14 protein-coding genes and 1 tRNA gene are annotated in these 16,339 nt (G+C 45.1%); 10 read left to right on the top strand and 5 right to left on the bottom strand.

Going from position 1 to position 16,339, the window contains the following annotated elements; genetic code table 11:
* Window positions 1–134: 134 nt before the first annotated feature.
* A complete protein-coding gene (locus ACYCS5_RS08440) occupies window positions 135–1,616 on the bottom strand; it encodes a PTS transporter subunit EIIC (RefSeq protein WP_029518394.1) in 1,482 nt (493 codons plus the stop codon).
* A gap of 318 nt (window positions 1,617–1,934) precedes the next feature.
* Between ACYCS5_RS08440 and ACYCS5_RS08435 the strand changes: the two genes are divergently transcribed.
* Together ACYCS5_RS08435 and glpK are read left to right on the top strand one after the other, a co-directional pair.
* Entirely contained in the window at window positions 1,935–2,759 is an 825-nt protein-coding gene (locus ACYCS5_RS08435; protein ID WP_069011256.1) for an MIP/aquaporin family protein, read from the top strand.
* A 32-nt stretch (window positions 2,760–2,791) separates the two neighbouring features.
* Window positions 2,792–4,285: a glycerol kinase GlpK gene (gene glpK, locus ACYCS5_RS08430; protein ID WP_342425159.1), complete on the top strand. Its 1,494-nt coding sequence runs from the start codon at window positions 2,792–2,794 to the stop codon at window positions 4,283–4,285.
* Window positions 4,286–4,370: 85 nt separating this feature from the next.
* Here the strand turns inward: glpK and ACYCS5_RS08425 are convergent, their stop codons facing one another.
* Complete coding sequence (locus ACYCS5_RS08425; protein WP_029518397.1) at window positions 4,371–5,411, bottom strand: LacI family DNA-binding transcriptional regulator; 1,041 nt, start codon at window positions 5,409–5,411, stop codon at window positions 4,371–4,373.
* A 311-nt stretch (window positions 5,412–5,722) separates the two neighbouring features.
* Between ACYCS5_RS08425 and ACYCS5_RS08420 the strand changes: the two genes are divergently transcribed.
* Genes ACYCS5_RS08420 through ACYCS5_RS08410 form a run of 3 tightly spaced genes read left to right on the top strand, consistent with a single transcriptional unit; the run spans window position 5,723 to window position 7,716 of the window.
* Window positions 5,723–7,069 (top strand): GH1 family beta-glucosidase, encoded by a 1,347-nt coding sequence (locus tag ACYCS5_RS08420; RefSeq protein WP_165148781.1) that lies wholly within the window; start codon window positions 5,723–5,725, stop codon window positions 7,067–7,069.
* An 18-nt stretch (window positions 7,070–7,087) separates the two neighbouring features.
* Window positions 7,088–7,366 carry a hypothetical protein gene (locus ACYCS5_RS08415; protein ID WP_029518399.1) on the top strand — a complete coding sequence of 93 codons (279 nt, stop codon included), beginning with the start codon at window positions 7,088–7,090 and terminating at the stop codon, window positions 7,364–7,366.
* A 26-nt stretch (window positions 7,367–7,392) separates the two neighbouring features.
* A complete protein-coding gene (locus tag ACYCS5_RS08410) occupies window positions 7,393–7,716 on the top strand; it encodes a hypothetical protein (protein WP_230585102.1) in 324 nt (107 codons plus the stop codon).
* Window positions 7,717–7,802: 86 nt separating this feature from the next.
* Here the strand turns inward: ACYCS5_RS08410 and ACYCS5_RS08405 are convergent, their stop codons facing one another.
* The 3 genes from ACYCS5_RS08405 to ACYCS5_RS08395 form a co-directional block, all read right to left on the bottom strand.
* Window positions 7,803–8,567 (bottom strand): exodeoxyribonuclease III, encoded by a 765-nt coding sequence (locus ACYCS5_RS08405; protein WP_029518401.1) that lies wholly within the window; start codon window positions 8,565–8,567, stop codon window positions 7,803–7,805.
* Between the two features lie 16 nt (window positions 8,568–8,583).
* On the bottom strand, window positions 8,584–9,663 hold the full coding sequence (locus ACYCS5_RS08400) for a hypothetical protein (RefSeq protein WP_069011259.1): 1,080 nt from the start codon (window positions 9,661–9,663) through the stop codon (window positions 8,584–8,586).
* A 311-nt stretch (window positions 9,664–9,974) separates the two neighbouring features.
* A tRNA-Arg gene (locus tag ACYCS5_RS08395) sits at window positions 9,975–10,048 on the bottom strand.
* A 257-nt stretch (window positions 10,049–10,305) separates the two neighbouring features.
* On the opposite strand from ACYCS5_RS08395, the gene ACYCS5_RS08390 reads away from it, so the two are divergent.
* The 5 genes from ACYCS5_RS08390 to ispG all read left to right on the top strand — a co-directional run bounded on the left by ACYCS5_RS08390 (window position 10,306) and on the right by ispG (window position 16,171).
* Complete coding sequence (locus ACYCS5_RS08390; protein WP_318628059.1) at window positions 10,306–11,214, top strand: hypothetical protein; 909 nt, start codon at window positions 10,306–10,308, stop codon at window positions 11,212–11,214.
* A gap of 143 nt (window positions 11,215–11,357) precedes the next feature.
* The gene (tig, locus tag ACYCS5_RS08385) at window positions 11,358–12,671 is read left to right on the top strand and encodes a trigger factor (protein WP_028541569.1); all 1,314 of its coding nucleotides are present in this window, start codon (window positions 11,358–11,360) and stop codon (window positions 12,669–12,671) included.
* A 411-nt stretch (window positions 12,672–13,082) separates the two neighbouring features.
* Window positions 13,083–13,673: an ATP-dependent Clp endopeptidase proteolytic subunit ClpP gene (clpP, locus tag ACYCS5_RS08380; RefSeq protein ID WP_016324659.1), complete on the top strand. Its 591-nt coding sequence runs from the start codon at window positions 13,083–13,085 to the stop codon at window positions 13,671–13,673.
* 12 nt (window positions 13,674–13,685) lie between these two features.
* Window positions 13,686–14,942: an ATP-dependent protease ATP-binding subunit ClpX gene (clpX, locus tag ACYCS5_RS08375; protein ID WP_013311623.1), complete on the top strand. Its 1,257-nt coding sequence runs from the start codon at window positions 13,686–13,688 to the stop codon at window positions 14,940–14,942.
* Between the two features lie 110 nt (window positions 14,943–15,052).
* Window positions 15,053–16,171: a flavodoxin-dependent (E)-4-hydroxy-3-methylbut-2-enyl-diphosphate synthase gene (gene ispG / locus ACYCS5_RS08370; protein WP_025718670.1), complete on the top strand. Its 1,119-nt coding sequence runs from the start codon at window positions 15,053–15,055 to the stop codon at window positions 16,169–16,171.
* The last annotated feature ends 168 nt before the right edge of the window (window positions 16,172–16,339 follow it).

The raw sequence follows: 16,339 nt of genomic DNA, 5'->3' as shown, positions 1-16,339 counted from the left end.
CCATCATATGAAGCTGTTACCCATTTATGTGCATTGCCTTAACCAAAAACAAAAAATTTGAAACGTTTATCCATAAAAAAAAGCACGTGCGTCTGTTATATGAAGAACGCACGTACTTAAGTTAGGGATTCAGCTCATGACATCAACCGCAGTATTTCATCTTTCAGAATTTCGGACCGAGTCCCGAAAATAACCTGCAGGGTACCGTTACCAAGCCTGATGATTCCCGACGCTCCGAGCTGCCTGAGAGCTTGATCGTTAACTGCTTTGTCGTCTTTGACGACAAGACGCAGCCGTGTGATGCAGGCATCAATGCTTAGGATATTGTCCGAACCGCCGAGATAGGTTAGTACCCTGCCTGCCTGACTGGACGGAGTGTCGGATGTAGCGTTTGCTTTTTTATTGGGTACAGATTCGTTAGCCTCAGACAGGAGACTGTCTTCTCCATCATCTTCACGCCCAGGAGTTTTTAGGTTGAATTTGAGAATGATAAATCGGAACAGAAAGTAATAGATGAGGGCGAAGACAAGCCCGACCGGGATCATTCGCAATGGGTGAGTGGAGAGTTTCATATTGACCAAATAGTCAATGAGTCCTGCTGAAAAGGAAAAGCCCAGTTTGACATCCAATAGGTATACGACCAGGCCGCTCAGGCCTGTCAGCAGAGCATGAACGCCGTAAAGCAATGGTGCAATGAACATAAACGAAAATTCGAGGGGCTCGGTAATTCCGGTCAGGAACGATGCCAGCGCAGAACCGATGAAAATGGAAGCGACGGCTTTACGTTTTTCCGGTTTAGCCGTATGGATGAATGCGAGAGCGGCTGCCGGGAGAGCAAACATCATAATAGGGAAGAAACCGGACATGAATAGACCAGCTGATTTATCGCCTGCAAAGAAACGGGTCAGGTCACCATGAACAACTTCGCCAGCTGCATTCGTATAGTTACCAATCTGAAACCACGCGATTGAGTTTAGTACATGATGCAAACCGAGCGGGATCAGCAGCCGATTGGCAATCATGAATACCATTGATCCGATTCCGCCAAACCCGACAATCCAGTTGCCGAAGGCTGCAATCCCATCTTGTACCGGACTCCAGATCATTCCGAGCAGAATGGCCAGAATCATGGTCGTGAAGGCGGTAATCATGGGGACAAAACGTTTGCCTGAGAAGAAGCCAAGCCAATCCGGGAGCTGAATATTATGATATTTTTTAAACAGAAAAGCAGACCATCCACCGATAAAAATACCACCCAATACGCCCATGTCCAGCTTGACGTCGTCTGGAATATATGCAAATATACCCGGCACTGCCGCCAAAATACGGGTCAACACCATATAGGCAATGACTGCCGATAATGCGGCTACTGCGTCGCCTGCCAGACCAATGGCAACACCAATGGAGAAAATGAGCGCAAGGTTACCGAAGATAGCCCCCGCCCCCTCGTTCAGAAAAGGAGTGACATAATGATTCAGAAATCCGCCAACTACGGGACCAAACGGTATATCCGTTTCATAATTAATCAGAGCTAATCCTTGCAAAATCCCTGCGGCGGGTAGAGTAGCTACTGGAAGCATTAACGACTTGCCGATTTTTTGCAGAAATTTCAGCATAACATTCTTCCCTTCTTCATCGAGTTTGGGAGTGTCGTATTCATCCTGAAATCCTTACTTGTGCCCATTTTTTTACATCATAAATCGGGGGATCTAACATGGTCAACGATTATTTTAAGCTATGAAATGACGTAAATCCGCAGTTGACATCGCTTACATGCTTATATAGTATCAAATTTAAGTTAATAATCGTGACGGAGACAAGAGAGCCACGCAGACATCCCATGGTACAGCACAGGGTTGATTTGTGATGGCTTTTCTTTTTTTTGTGCGATGAAAGCGATCAAAATCGGGTGATCTATTGAGGAGGTAGGTTGTATGTCGCCATACGCAGCCGAATTCATAGGGACAATGATTCTTATTGCCCTAGGTGGCGGAGTGTGCGCAGGGGTGTCCCTGAAAAAGTCATTTGCCCACGCTTCCGGCTGGATTGTGGTCGGAATGGGTTGGGGGCTTGCGGTAGCTATTGCGGTGTATGCAGTGGGTCAAATCAGCGGAGCGCATTTGAATCCGGCAGTTACACTCGCGTTGGCATTTCAGGGTAGTTTTCCATGGCAAGATGTATCCGGCTATATTGTGGCTCAGCTTCTTGGGGCCATGGCGGGTGCGATCATCGTCGTTTTGCATTATTGGCCCCACTGGAAAGAGACGGAGGACACAGCAGCCAAACTCAGTGTATTCGCGACAGGACCAGCTATTGATCATCCGTTTGCCAACGTGCTTAGTGAAATGATAGGTACTTTCATCTTTGTTCTTGCTTTACTGTCGTTTGGCGCCAATTCATTTACAGACGGCCTGAAACCGCTGATTGTTGGTTTTTTAGTTGTCAGTATCGGTTTATCCCTTGGAGGCACAACGGGCTATGCCATCAATCCAGCGAGGGATTTTGGGCCGCGTCTGATGCATTATTTACTACCGATTCCCGGTAAGGGAGCATCCAACTGGAAATATGCCTGGGTGCCCATTGTAGGGCCTCTGTTGGGTGGATCTTTCGCAGGGCTGTTTTATCAGGCTGTTTTTAAGGGGAGTGTGACTCCGGCTTTCTGGATTTTACTAGGGATCATCGTGATTGTACTCTTGATTACCTTCCGTATGAGTCGTACTTATAAAAATCATAAAACGGATCACAAACTTACAGCGTAAAAACGATGGATTTACACGGGGAGAGATGAACAATGGGAAAATATATTTTGTCACTAGATCAGGGAACGACAAGCTCAAGAGCGATTTTGTTCAATAGCGAGGGAGATGTAGTGTACTCGGCTCAGCGAGAATTTCCGCAATATTTTCCTCATCCCGGCTGGGTAGAGCAGAATGCGAATGAAATCTGGAGCTCTATTCTCGGAGTCATTGCCTCCTGTCTTTCCGAATCCGGTGTAAAAGCAAATCAAGTGGCTGCCATCGGCATTACCAATCAGCGAGAATCGGTGGCTGTGTGGGACAAAAATACAGGAGTGCCCGTATATAATGTACTCGTATGGCAATCACGCCAAACCTCGGACATCTGTGAAGAATTGAAGCGACAAGGGCACGAGGAACTGTTTCACAGCAAAACAGGGCTGCTGATCGACCCGTATTTTTCAGGCACTAAAGTAAAGTGGATACTGGACCATGTAGAGGGCGCGCGGGAAAAGGCGGAACGAGGTGACCTGTTATTCGGTACGATTGACTCGTGGCTGATCTGGAAACTATCCGGCGGAAAGGCACATGTGACGGACTACTCGAATGCAGCCAGGACGCTCATGTACAACATTTATGAGCTAAAGTGGGACGAAGAGCTGCTGGACATTCTGGGTGTTCCGAAAATCATGCTGCCTGAGGTAAGACCTTCTTCTGAGGTATATGCGCACACCGTGGATTATCATTTCTTCGGTCAGAATGTACCGATCGCCGGTGCAGCAGGTGACCAGCAAGCAGCCTTGTTCGGTCAGGCATGTTACGAAAAAGGGATGATCAAAAATACTTACGGCACAGGCTGCTTTATGCTAATGAATACGGGGGATCAGCCTGTTGAATCTAAACACGGCCTGATTACGACCATCGCTTGGGGACTGGAGGAAGGCAAAGTGCAATACGCACTCGAGGGGAGTGTGTTTGTAGCGGGGTCGGCGATCCAGTGGCTGCGAGACGGGCTGCGTATGTTCCGTGAAGCGAAGGACAGTGAGCCTTATGCCGCTCGTGTTTCGTCTACGGAAGGAGTGTATCTTGTCCCCGCTTTTGTCGGACTGGGGAGCCCCTACTGGGATAGCGAGGTGCGCGGAGCGATGTTCGGCCTAACACGAGGGACCACGAAGGAGCATTTTATCCGCGCCACATTGGAGTCACTCGCTTATCAGACCAAAGATGTGCTTACAGCCATGGAGATCGATTCAGGTATTGCGGTGAAGACGCTGCGGGTGGATGGAGGAGCTGTATTGAACAATTTTCTGATGCAATTCCAGAGCGATATTTTAGATGCAACGGTGGAGCGGCCAGTGATCCATGAGACGACGGCACTGGGGGCTGCATGTCTGGCAGGTTTGGCTATTGGATATTGGAAGAGTACGGATGAACTTCGTAAGCGGGTGAGGGTGGAAACCTCTTTTGCCCCGAATATGGATGAATCAAGACGTGCAGGCTTGTATGAAGGCTGGAAAAAGGCTGTGAATGCGATGATGGCCTACAAGTAAATGATTAAGCGCTGGGTCTCTGAATATTAAACTGCAAAAAGATGACTTCTGAATTTATCAGGAGTCATCTTTTTTAAGGCATGAGCTAACCTTTGACCTTCGTATGGTTCCAATGTTGGCCGGCTCCGCAGGAACTACGAATGACCAGTTCCGGCTCGACTTTAATACATTTGGTATCCATTTGTTTATTCATCAGGTCAAACAGCACCATAGCAGCTAGACGGCCTATTTTTTGCTTGTCTTGTTTTACAGTCGTCAGTGGAGGTTCGGTATAACGACAGGCTTCTATATCATCACATCCCACTACAGCAATATCCTCGGGTACCCTCAAGCCGCTTTCCTTGAAAGCACGTATGGCACCAAAGGCAAGCAGGTCGGTCGCCGCAAAAATAGCTTTTGGTAAATTTCCTTGCTGTATCCACGCTTTCGCGACCTGGTATCCATCTTCTGCCGCGTAGTCCTTACCATACACGACCCATTCAGGTCTAACATCAAGACTAAACCGTTTTAGTGAAGCAATAAAGGCCTCCTCTCTCTCTTTAATAACCAAGGAGGGGCGTTCAATGCCTATAAACCCCATGTCGCGGTATCCATTCATGTAAAAGTGCTCAACAACCTTCATTGAAATCTTCTGATTGTCGGACATAATGTAGCAAGAACTGGCTCCGGTTAGTTCAATATCGACACCGATACAGGGGATAGGGCTGGCATCGAGATCAAAAACACTCTTCTCCACTTCATCTCCAGCAATAATAATGCACCCGTCCACTGAAAAATATTTCGAGCGAGCCAAATAGTCCTCTCCATTATCCAGAAATTTCTCATTTGAAAAAAACAATAGGTCGTAACCAAGCAAGCCAATCTGTTTTTTGAAGACATTAATGATATCTACAAAAAAAGGATGACTAAAATCAACATTCAGCTTACCAGCGAATATAACGCCTACCAGATTAGATTTTTTGGTAGCAAGCGTTTTAGCCGAGGAGGAGGGTCTATAGCCTGTTTCCTCCATGATTTTAAGTACCCGCTGCCGGGTTTCCTCACTGATGTCTGTGTAATTGTTAATGATTTTCGAAACCGTTGCTACTGAAACGCCTGCCATACTAGCTATTGTTTTTATATTCATGGAATCCTCCGCAACTAAACTGATTTAGTTAAATTGACTTTGTTTTTCAAAATTAATGATTACTCGTATTCTATGCTACCTCATAGAAGTGAGTCAACCGTGCTAATAAAGGATGGTTCCTAATATTTTAAGGAGTAATAACGGTGATTTGTATTTTATTTGATAATTTACAAATCTCTATTTACAAATACAGGCTATCCGATACATAATAGTAGCTGTAATTAACTAAACCGCTTTCGTAAAGGTAAGTGCATTTATTCTAAGATAGCCGGAGCTGTGAAGTCTTGATTCCTGAAAGGATGATACCAAGTATGAATGAGAATACCTATACATTCCCCACCACGTTTATGTGGGGAACTTCGACCTCTTCTTATCAAATTGAAGGTGGCGTGGATGAGGAAGGAAGAACGCCTTCTATTTGGGATACTTTCTGTCAAGTACCCGGGAAGGTGATCGGAGGGGACTGCGGAGATGTGGCTTGTGACCATTTTCACCGCTTTAAGGAAGACGTGCAATTAATGAAGCAACTTGGCTTTTTACACTACCGTTTTTCCGTGGCCTGGCCGCGCATTATTCCCGCACCTGGCGTGGTTAACGAACAGGGGCTACTCTTCTATGAGCGTCTGCTGGATGAGATTGAGTCGGCTGGGCTAATTCCAATGCTGACGCTGTATCATTGGGATCTGCCGCAATGGATTGAGGACGAGGGTGGCTGGACGCAGCGAGAGACTATCCAACATTTTAAAACGTATGCCTCTGTAATCATGGATCGATTTGGACAGCGTATAAGCTGGTGGAATACGATAAATGAGCCCTACTGCGCCTCTATTTTGGGCTATGGCACAGGCGAGCATGCCCCCGGCCATGAGAACTGGAGGGAAGCTCTTGCTGCCGCTCATCATATTCTGATGTGTCACGGGATAGCCATGAACTTACACAAGGAAAAGGGCCTGACGGGCAATATCGGTATTACGCTGAACATGGAGCATGTCGATGCAGCCTCTGAACACTCCGAGGATGTAGCCGCTGCTGTCCGGCGGGATGGCTTTATTAATCGTTGGTTTGCCGAGCCATTGTTTAACGGGAAATACCCTGAGGATATGGTGGAATGGTACGGGGAGCACTTGAACGGATTGGATTTTGTACAGCCTGGTGATATGGAGCTGATTCAGCAGCCAGGGGATTTTTTGGGCATCAACTACTACGCCCGCAGTATCATTCGAGCGACTACAGACGCTTCGTTGCTTCAGGTCGAGCAGATTTCCATAGAAGAACCGGTAACGGATATGGGATGGGAGATTCACCCTGAATCCTTTTATAAGCTGCTGACACGGATTGAGAAGGATTTTACCAGAGGATTACCCATCCTGATTACAGAAAACGGAGCAGCGATGAAGGACGAACTGGTGAATGGAAAGATTGAAGACATTGGGCGTCAGCATTACATTGAGGAACATTTAAAGGCATGCCATCGCTTTATTGGGGAGGGAGGTCAGCTTAAGGGCTATTTTGTATGGTCATTCCTCGATAACTTCGAATGGGCCTGGGGATACAGCAAACGTTTTGGGATTATACACATCAATTACGACACGCAGGAACGGACACCCAAACAAAGTGCGCTGTGGTTCAAGCAAGTGATGGCGAATAACGGGTTTTAAATAGAAAAGGGGTGCACGATGCAGCAGTATTATTTTGACGATCAAGGACGTTTTGTGATTGAGAATTTTGCGCAGGCCAAGCCCTTTTCCAGTTTTCTACCCGGTATTGCTGGTGTTCAGGGAATTCCTCTGTGGGCGTATTATGTTAATCGTGGACAAGGAATTGCGAGCTTTGGTGTGGAGGATAAGAATGGAGCTATCATGGAGTTTTTTCCGGCCAACCGAACAGCTCCTTTATTGCTAGCAGTGCTAATCCTGATGCAAGTTTGCATGGAACGGGATATATCGCGAGGCTGAGCGGATCTACGGCAGAATTTATTCATATGTGGATATGGATGATGACGGGCGGGCAGCCGTTTGGCTATGATCATAGGGGCCTATCCTTGAAGCTGGAGCCCAAGCTGCCAGGCTGGCTGTTCACAGCTACAGGTGAGCTATCTTTCTGTTTTCTCGGAAGCTGTCAGGTGACTTATTTTAATACGGATCGCAAGGATACTTATCCACCGGAATGCATAGTGACCCAGTATGTACTGCATTACGCTAGTGGCGAAAAGAAGACGATAAGACAGGCTATATTAGATCATAAAGAGGCACAAGATGTGAGAGAGCGGTTGATTTCCCGTATCGAGGTATATTTGGGGACATAGCTCCATTCATTAAAGCGGTCATGCTGCAATAACAGAGCATGACCGCTTTTTAAAGTTTCATAAATCCTTGTGTCAGGGCAGGGGACTTATGCTGAAATATCTTGCAACTCCAATATCACAGGACAGTGGTCACTGCCTGTAATATGACAATCAATGTTCGCATCCATCAATAGCGAACGAAGTCTCTCCGAGACGAGGAAGTAATCGATCCGCCAGCCAATATTCCTTTCTCTCACCTTTGGCATGTAGGACCACCAGGAATAAACATCCGTCCGGTCAGGATAAAAGGTTCTGAAGGTATCTATAAATCCGGCGTCTAGCAGCTGTGACATGCGTTCCCGTTCCTCAGGCGTAAAACCGGCATTTCCGTAGTTAGCTTTGGCGTTTTTGAGATCGATCTCCTGATGAGCTACGTTCAAGTCTCCACACACGATGACAGGCTTCAAAGCATCCAGTTGTTGCAGGTAGCTGCGAAAACGGTCTTCCCATTCCAGTCTGTAGGGCAGTCGGGATAAGTCCCGTTTGGTATTTGGTGTGTACACATTGACGAGATAAAATTTTTCGAATTCCAAAGTGATGGTTCGGCCCTCCGGTTCTTCATTTTCTTCAAGTCCATAATGCACAGAGAGCGGCTTGATTTTGGTGAAAATAGCCGTGCCGGAATATCCTTTTTTCTCAGCATAATTCCAGTATTGTGTGTATTCCTCCATGTTTTCCATGAGGATCTGCCCTTCTTGAAGCTTCGTTTCCTGTACGCAAAAAATATCGGCATTCGTTTCTTTTAAATAAGTATAAAACCCTTTGGTCACACAGGCTCTTAAGCCATTTACATTCCAAGATATTAATTTCATTTGATTAATCTCCTTGCTACTTCACGCGGTCAAGCGATGTGATTTGTATATCCTTTGTTGACATAAGCTTATAAATGTCTTCTATCTTGACTTCATAGGTCTTTTCATCAAAATGGTCCTGACCAAACATATAATCGTTTAGTTCTATTGCCTTAAGGTTTCGGTTGGTATTCATAGCCGAAGGGAAGTATTCGATGTCTAATGAGGCTTTATTTCCGGCCAACACTGTTTTGAGAACTTTTGCAGTTTGTAATACCCGTTCTTTTTCCAATGACAATCCTGAGTCAGTTAGATCCTCGAATACAATTATACGAATATATTGATCGCCGACCGCTTCGGGATTCAGTTTAAAATCGTCGTATTCTTTGATCATTTTATCTGTTTCCCCTTCTTGCACCCCAGAATGAACAGCGGCTGCATCATTGTATAGCTTCTGTATAACAGGTTTGAGCTTCATGTCCAGTTGGCTCTCCCAAAGGGCGTTAAGATATTTTTCTCTAAATGGGACATCCTCATAAGGACGCTTGGTCATGTTAAAGAGGACGGAAGGATGACGATTAGAGATCGCCTCCATGGTATATTCAGTGAAGGGAATACTATGATAGCTAATATTTTGAATTTGAAAGTCCTCTCCGTATTTCTGCTCCAGATATTGCTCTGATTCTGCGGCTACGTTGCGTTTATTTTCACCTGTTTGTGTAAAAGGTTCTATAATATCTACGTATTTCATTGTGACTGCAAGAAGTAGAAGTGTAGCTCCCACAGTGAGACTGAGCAACATGCGCCATTTGGAAGGCAACGATGCACTTGTCGGCGCGCTACCCACATTGCTTGTAATTTGAAAAGATCGTATTGTAAAAATAATGCCTAAAATGTGGAGAATAATGGCCAGCGGTCCCGAAATAATAAGCAGGTATCCGAGAGAAAATAATGTAAAATAGATCAGAATTCCCTGTGTGATGATCAGAGCCGCTCCTCCAATCATATAGGAAGGAATGGCGAGATAAAACATACCCAATCCAGTACCTAATATAGAAAGCAAAGTGGCAACAAAACGATGAATTTCCCGCGACTTTTGGAGTTTATTCGTAGTCAAGGGAGTCAGCCAACCTCCTTTACTTCAAAATGGTGTAACATGATAGATGATAGCAATATCTGCGTTTTATTGAAAGAGTAGTGACTTGAAACCAGCGCCTAAAGTAGCGTGGCAGACTATTCTTTCTACATTATTTATCATCAAAAAAAGCTCCCTTGCGGAAGCTTTTTTTGATGTAATTTATCAAGAGAGATACTCTCCCTATGGTTGACTGCGAAGTATAGGCTAACGATGCCGATGGGCCGACGTTCCCCTGTGAGTTATTTCATGAGAACAAAAAAAGCCTCCATTATGGAAGCTTCTTGTTATGACGTCCCAGGAGGGATTCGAACCCCCGACCGACGGCTTAGAAGGCCGTTGCTCTATCCAGCTGAGCTACTGGGACATAAAATTCAAGCGAATATTAATATATCATATGGATAAAAGAAATTCAAGTCTTATTTTGCATATATCGCTTATTTAGGCTTTATACAGCATAAATTCTGAGTAGACGTAGTTTTTTTTGCCTTATAAAAGGGTATGTTAGAATACAGGTGAATATGTGTAAGACGAGTGGTTGGACTTCGGCTACTGTTTCTCATATAATCTACAAATACTTGAGCTTGTGAAGGAGAGGGGGTGCCTTGAATAAAGGACTCCAAGGTGACGACAAAAGAAAATAATATTGTATTGTTTCCGAAGACACTGGACTATTATCAAATCCAACTTACTGTGATGCTTGAAAACGAACGTTACGGAGAGGCGATGGCGATGCTGCGTTTTTTAATGCAGTGTCAGGGACAGGAGCAGAAGCAATACGATGAATGGAACGCTCTATTACAATGGCTGGAAGCTGCATTTCCACAGTACGCTGACAGCGGGGCGATAACGGACGCTGTGGAAGAAGAGGTCAGTGAAGTAGAGTTAGCTCGCCGTCATGCACGCTTTAAGCAGGAGCAGGATGCGGGCTACGGCAACAAGCTGTTGCGGATGGCTATGGATGAACCCTTATCCGAACAGACGATTTTAGCGTTGGAGCAGTTGTCCTATTTGGAACTGCCAGAAATCGACGATGCCTTGCTTCGCTGGATTATGGACCGGGAAATCCATCCTTTACTTCAATTCCGTGTTCTACAGACAATGCGACGACGCGGAATGGAAGGGACGATAGAAATCAGACGGGGTGATGAACAAGCGGAAATCGACATTGAAACGGTTCCGTTACAGCCTGGTGATTTTCCAGAGTCGATTATGCGTATTTTGGAACGGGTGGCTGATCAGACTGAGGTGCACGAGCCTACACTATTCTATTTTGCACAGGAGTTGTGGTCACAGTTTGTGATGGCAGTATACGGTACGAATGATTATAGATCCATGTTGGTGGAAGAGGACGGAATGCCGGATATTTGGGCTGCAGCACTCCATCAGACCGTTTCGGAAAGTTTGAACGGTAATAATAATGAGGAAGAAACCCGTGCTATATATGGCATTACAGATGCGTTGCGCTTTCGTTTTGAGCAGGCGTATCGGTCGATGCGACTATTCGTAGCGGCGGGAATGCACACTCCTTAATGACCGGAAACGTTTACCTGTGAAGCATTCAAAGGGCTGCTCTTGAAAAAGACAGTAATGTTAGATATACTATAGTGGTTATTTTGTGTGCGTTGATTGTAATGAAAACTAAGTGAAGATTTTGTTGGAGGGGAAAGCATAAAATGAAAGCAACTTGGGAGAAAATAGAGAAGAACCTTGGGGTTCTTGAAGTTGAGGTTGACGCGGATCGTGTAGCCGCTGCACTCGACAAAGCTTTTAATAAAGTGGCAAAACAAGTAAGTGTACCTGGATTCCGTAAAGGTAAAGTACCACGTCCTATCTTTGAAAAACGCTATGGTATTGAAAGTCTGTACCAGGATGCAATTGACATCCTGTTGCCAGAAGCTTACAGCCAAGCTGTAGAGCAAACGGACATCTTCCCGGTTGACAGCCCTGACGTTGAAATTGATCAATTTGCTAAAGGCGAATCTTTCAAATTCAAAGCAAAGGTTACTGTTAAACCTGAAGTGACTTTGGGCGATTACAAAGGCGTAGAAGTGCCTGTAAGCAAACTCGAAGTAAGCGACGAAGAACTGGCTCAAGAACTGGAGCGCCTGCAACAACGTCATGCTGAACTGGTTGTCGTTGATGAAGATGCTGCTCAATCCGGTGATACAGCTATTATTGACTTCGACGGTTCCGTGGACGGTGTACCATTCGAAGGTGGACAAGCTGAGAAGTATTCTTTGGAACTGGGATCTAACACATTCATCCCTGGTTTTGAAGAGCAAGTGGTTGGTTTGCACACTGGCGATTCCAAGGACGTTGAAGTAACGTTCCCTGAGAACTACCATTCTGCTGACCTCGCTGGCAAACAAGCGGTATTCAAAGTGAAAGTTCACGAACTGAAACGCAAAGTTCTTCCTGAACTGGACGATGAATTTGCTAAAGATGTAAGCGAATTTGACACACTGGCTGAATTCAAGGAAGACTTGAAAAAGCAATTGTTGGATCGTAAGGAAAACGAAGCTAAAGCAGCCCGCGAGGGTGCTGTAGTGGAGAAAGTTGCTGAGAATGCAACAATCGACATTCCTGAAGCAATGGTGAAGAGCGAAGTGCAAAACATGGTTCGCGATTTCGACAACCGTTTGCGTAGCCAAGGTATGAACCTTGAAATGTTCCTTGGATTCTCTGGTCAAAGCAAGGAAGACCTGGAAGAGCAAATGAAAGCTGATGCTGAGAAGCGCGTACGTAACAACCTCGTGCTGGAGCAAGTGGCTAAAGCAGAAAACATCGAAGTTTCCGAAGCGGAAATTGATGAAGAACTGAAAAACATGGCTGAAGCTTACAAACGTTCAGTTGAAGAAATCCGTAGCATTCTGGAAGGTAACGGCTCGTTCGCTAACCTGAAAGAAGAAATTTCACTGCGCAAAACCATTGCTTTGTTGGTGGAAAACAGCAAAGAAGTAGAAGCGCCAGTTGAAGCTGCTGAGTAATTCAGACGATAAAATATACGGAGTATGCTGTAACAAGCTGAAACGTAGTAATTAGATAGGGATAAGGCACGTAGTGAAAGTTACGTGCCTTATTTTTACCTTTGATAACCCAAATTTTAGTCGTTTATGGAAAGTGCTGTGAGTCGCGTTTTCTTGTTTTACATAAGTCACTACCGTATATTTGCACATACATACGAAACATGGTTAAATATGAGAAGGTCTCGGCAGAGTGTACTGTAAATAGCCCGCACTGCATATATGAGCGCATGCAAATATGACACGAGACTCTGAACATGTTAAAATATTTTGTAAGGTGTTCACGTTTCATGCTTGCTGCTTCCGTTTTAATGGGACATAAGGAAGCGGATGAATACAGGTGTTCATTTTAATAAAGAAAAGAGGTTGGTCGTGATGAGTCTCGTCCCTATGGTTGTGGAACAAACGAATCGAGGAGAACGATCTTACGATATTTACTCGCGGTTGCTTAAGGATCGTATTATTTTCCTAAGTGGCCCGATTGATGACGATGTCGCCAATCTCGTCATTGCACAGCTATTGTTCCTTTCTGCGGAAGATCCAGAGAAGGATATTAATTTGTACATTAACTCGCCAGGCGGTTCTGTAACTGCGGGCATGGGTATATATGATACAATGCAATTCATTAAGCCGGACGTATCGACGATCTGTGTAGGCATGGCTGCAAGTATGGGTTCGTTGCTGCTAACAGCGGGTGCGCCAGGTAAGAGATACGCGCTTACCAATAGTGAAGTCATGATTCATCAGCCACTTGGTGGCATTCAGGGGCAAGCCTCCGATATGCTGATTCATGCGGACTGGATTATCAAAACACGTGCTAAGCTGAATCAAATCTATGTAGAGCGTACGGGTCAGCCCCTCGAAAAAATCGAACGTGATACTGACCGGGATTTCTTCATGGAAGCGGAAGAGGCAAAAGCATACGGTATCATTGACCAGGTGCTGTCTAAACCGATTAATCTGTAAAGGGGTGGCTCTATGTTTAAATTTAATGATGAAAAAGGACAATTGAAATGTTCTTTCTGCGGTAAATCTCAGGATCAGGTTCGCAAGCTTGTTGCCGGACCGGGCGTATATATATGTGACGAATGCATTGAGTTGTGTACGGAGATTGTAGAAGAGGAATTGGGTCATGAAGAAGAAGTAGATCTGAAAGACATTCCGAAACCAATGCAAATCCGTGACATTCTGGACCAATATGTTATTGGTCAGGATCAAGCGAAAAAATCGTTGTCTGTAGCGGTATATAATCACTACAAACGAATTAATACTCAAAACAAAATTGATGATGTGGAACTGCAAAAAAGTAACATCTTGATGCTTGGACCTACAGGTTCGGGTAAAACGTTGCTTGCGCAAACCATGGCTAAAATTTTGAACGTTCCTTTTGCTATCGCAGATGCCACTTCCCTTACGGAAGCAGGTTATGTGGGTGAAGACGTTGAAAATATTTTGCTGAAACTGATTCAAGCTGCCGATTATGATGTAGAAAAAGCCGAACGCGGCATTATCTACATTGACGAAATTGATAAAGTAGCCCGCAAATCCGAAAACCCGTCCATTACGCGTGACGTTTCGGGTGAAGGTGTACAGCAGGCGTTGCTTAAAATTTTGGAAGGCACGGTTGCTTCTGTACCACCTCAAGGCGGTCGCAAGCATCCACATCAAGAGTTTATTCAAATTGACACCACGAATATCCTGTTCATTTGCGGTGGTGCCTTTGATGGTCTGGAGCAAATGATCAAACGTCGTATCGGTAAAAAGGTTATCGGCTTCAACGCTACCAGCGAACAAAAAGATCTGAAACCAGGCGAATATACTTCAATGGTATTGCCTGAGGATCTTTTGAAATTCGGTCTGATACCGGAATTTGTAGGACGCTTGCCAGTAATTTCTACGCTGGAGCCGCTTGATGAGAACACATTGGTTCGTATTCTGTCCGAACCGAAAAATGCGTTAACCAAGCAATACCAGAAGCTGCTTGAGCTGGATAATGTGCAACTGGAGTTTAAGCAAGATGCTCTGGAAGCCATTGCTCGTGAAGCGATCAAGCGTAACACGGGTGCCCGTGGCCTTCGTGCGATCATCGAAGGTATTATGCTGGACGTAATGTATGAGGTTCCTTCCCGTGAGGATGTGACTACTTGCGTCATCAATGAGCAGGTTGTAAAAGACAAAATCGCACCGGAACTCGGTGGTACAGATAAGGATAAAAAACAAGAAGAGAGCGCCTAAGGATTGATACTTCGCGATCTCTAAAACATGAGAAGCCGGATCTCCACTTCACTAAACCTGTATGAGGTTTTAAGGGGTGGAGGTTTGGCGTTAATGGGAGAGAAAAGTACATGTTCTTAAGACAAGACACACGTCCCGTTAAAGTCGGGAATCTGACGATTGGCGGCAGCAATGAAGTCATCATCCAAAGCATGTGTACAACTAAAACAGCAGATGTGGAAGCAACTGTAGCCGAGATTCTTCGCTTGGAAGAAGCCGGATGTCAACTGGTGCGGGTTACCGTCAACAATGAGGAAGCTGCCGCAGCCATTAAGGAAATTAAAAAACGGATTCATATTCCGCTAGTTGCAGATATTCACTTTAATCACAAGCTGGCTCTACTGGCAATTGAAAATGGGATTGATAAAGTTCGCATTAATCCAGGTAACATAGGACGACGTGAAAAAGTAGAAGCTGTCGTGAAGGCATGTAAGGAAAAAGGGATTCCGATTCGAATTGGTGTGAATGCCGGGTCATTGGAACAGCATTTACTTGATAAGTATGGCTACCCTACGCCAGAAGCGATGGTAGAAAGTGCGCTGTATCATATCGGGATACTGGAAGAACTTGATTTCCATGACATTATCGTGTCACTGAAGGCGTCTGATGTTCCTATGGCGATTGCTGCTTATACGAAGGCCGCTGAAATTATTAAGTATCCGCTCCATCTGGGTATTACCGAAGCGGGTACACTCTTTACGGGTACAGTTAAAAGCGCGGCAGGTATGGGCGCTTTGCTAGCATCAGGCATCGGCTCCACAATGCGTATTTCACTTAGTGCTGATCCGGTGGAAGAAGTGAAGGTAGCCCGTGAGTTGCTCAAGACGTTTGGATTAATCACAAACGCAGCTACATTGATTTCTTGTCCGACTTGCGGACGTCTGGATATTGATCTGTTCTCTATTGCCAACGAGGTAGAAGACTACATTGCAAAACTCAAGGTACCGATTAAAGTATCAGTACTGGGTTGTGCAGTAAATGGCCCGGGTGAAGCGAAGGAAGCTGATATTGGAATTGCCGGAGCGCGCGGTGAAGGCCTTTTGTTCCGTTATGGAAAAATGATTCGCAAAGTACCTGAGGCTGATATGGTGGACGAATTGAAAAAAGAAATTGATATCATCGTCAAAGCATATGAGGAAACAGGGAAAATACCTGGACGTGAAGAACGTCATACCGCCGAGAAGGTGTAGGCAAAAAGCAGTTATTATAAAGAGGCATAGTCATAATCTATTGTCATCATTTAAACGCCGTGGAGAGCAGCTCTGCTACAGAACTGTTCTTCGCGGTGTTTTTGTATTTCTCTCTGATCTTTTGAAAGACCGCCGTTTAGCTATCGCGGAAAAGGAAATACTGTTTTT

The sequence above is a fragment of the Paenibacillus sp. SEL3 genome (genome assembly GCF_054602585.1).
Note: the sequence above shows the minus strand (reverse complement) of the source record. Positions and strands in the feature narration are given on the sequence as shown.

Bases quoted from the DNA above. Each gene is read 5' to 3' on its own strand.
- ACYCS5_RS08440 (WP_029518394.1), bottom strand. From the start codon at position 1,616: ATGCTGAAATTTCTGCAAAAAATCGGCAAGTCGTTAATGCTTCCAGTA.
- ACYCS5_RS08435 (WP_069011256.1), top strand. From the start codon at position 1,935: ATGTCGCCATACGCAGCCGAATTCATAGGGACAATGATTCTTATTGCC.
- glpK (WP_342425159.1), top strand. From the start codon at position 2,792: ATGGGAAAATATATTTTGTCACTAGATCAGGGAACGACAAGCTCAAGA.
- ACYCS5_RS08425 (WP_029518397.1), bottom strand. From the start codon at position 5,411: ATGAATATAAAAACAATAGCTAGTATGGCAGGCGTTTCAGTAGCAACG.
- ACYCS5_RS08420 (WP_165148781.1), top strand. From the start codon at position 5,723: ATGAATGAGAATACCTATACATTCCCCACCACGTTTATGTGGGGAACT.
- ACYCS5_RS08415 (WP_029518399.1), top strand. From the start codon at position 7,088: ATGCAGCAGTATTATTTTGACGATCAAGGACGTTTTGTGATTGAGAAT.
- ACYCS5_RS08410 (WP_230585102.1), top strand. From the start codon at position 7,393: ATGTGGATATGGATGATGACGGGCGGGCAGCCGTTTGGCTATGATCAT.
- ACYCS5_RS08405 (WP_029518401.1), bottom strand. From the start codon at position 8,567: ATGAAATTAATATCTTGGAATGTAAATGGCTTAAGAGCCTGTGTGACC.
- tig (WP_028541569.1), top strand. From the start codon at position 11,358: ATGAAAGCAACTTGGGAGAAAATAGAGAAGAACCTTGGGGTTCTTGAA.
- clpP (WP_016324659.1), top strand. From the start codon at position 13,083: ATGAGTCTCGTCCCTATGGTTGTGGAACAAACGAATCGAGGAGAACGA.
- clpX (WP_013311623.1), top strand. From the start codon at position 13,686: ATGTTTAAATTTAATGATGAAAAAGGACAATTGAAATGTTCTTTCTGC.
- ispG (WP_025718670.1), top strand. From the start codon at position 15,053: ATGTTCTTAAGACAAGACACACGTCCCGTTAAAGTCGGGAATCTGACG.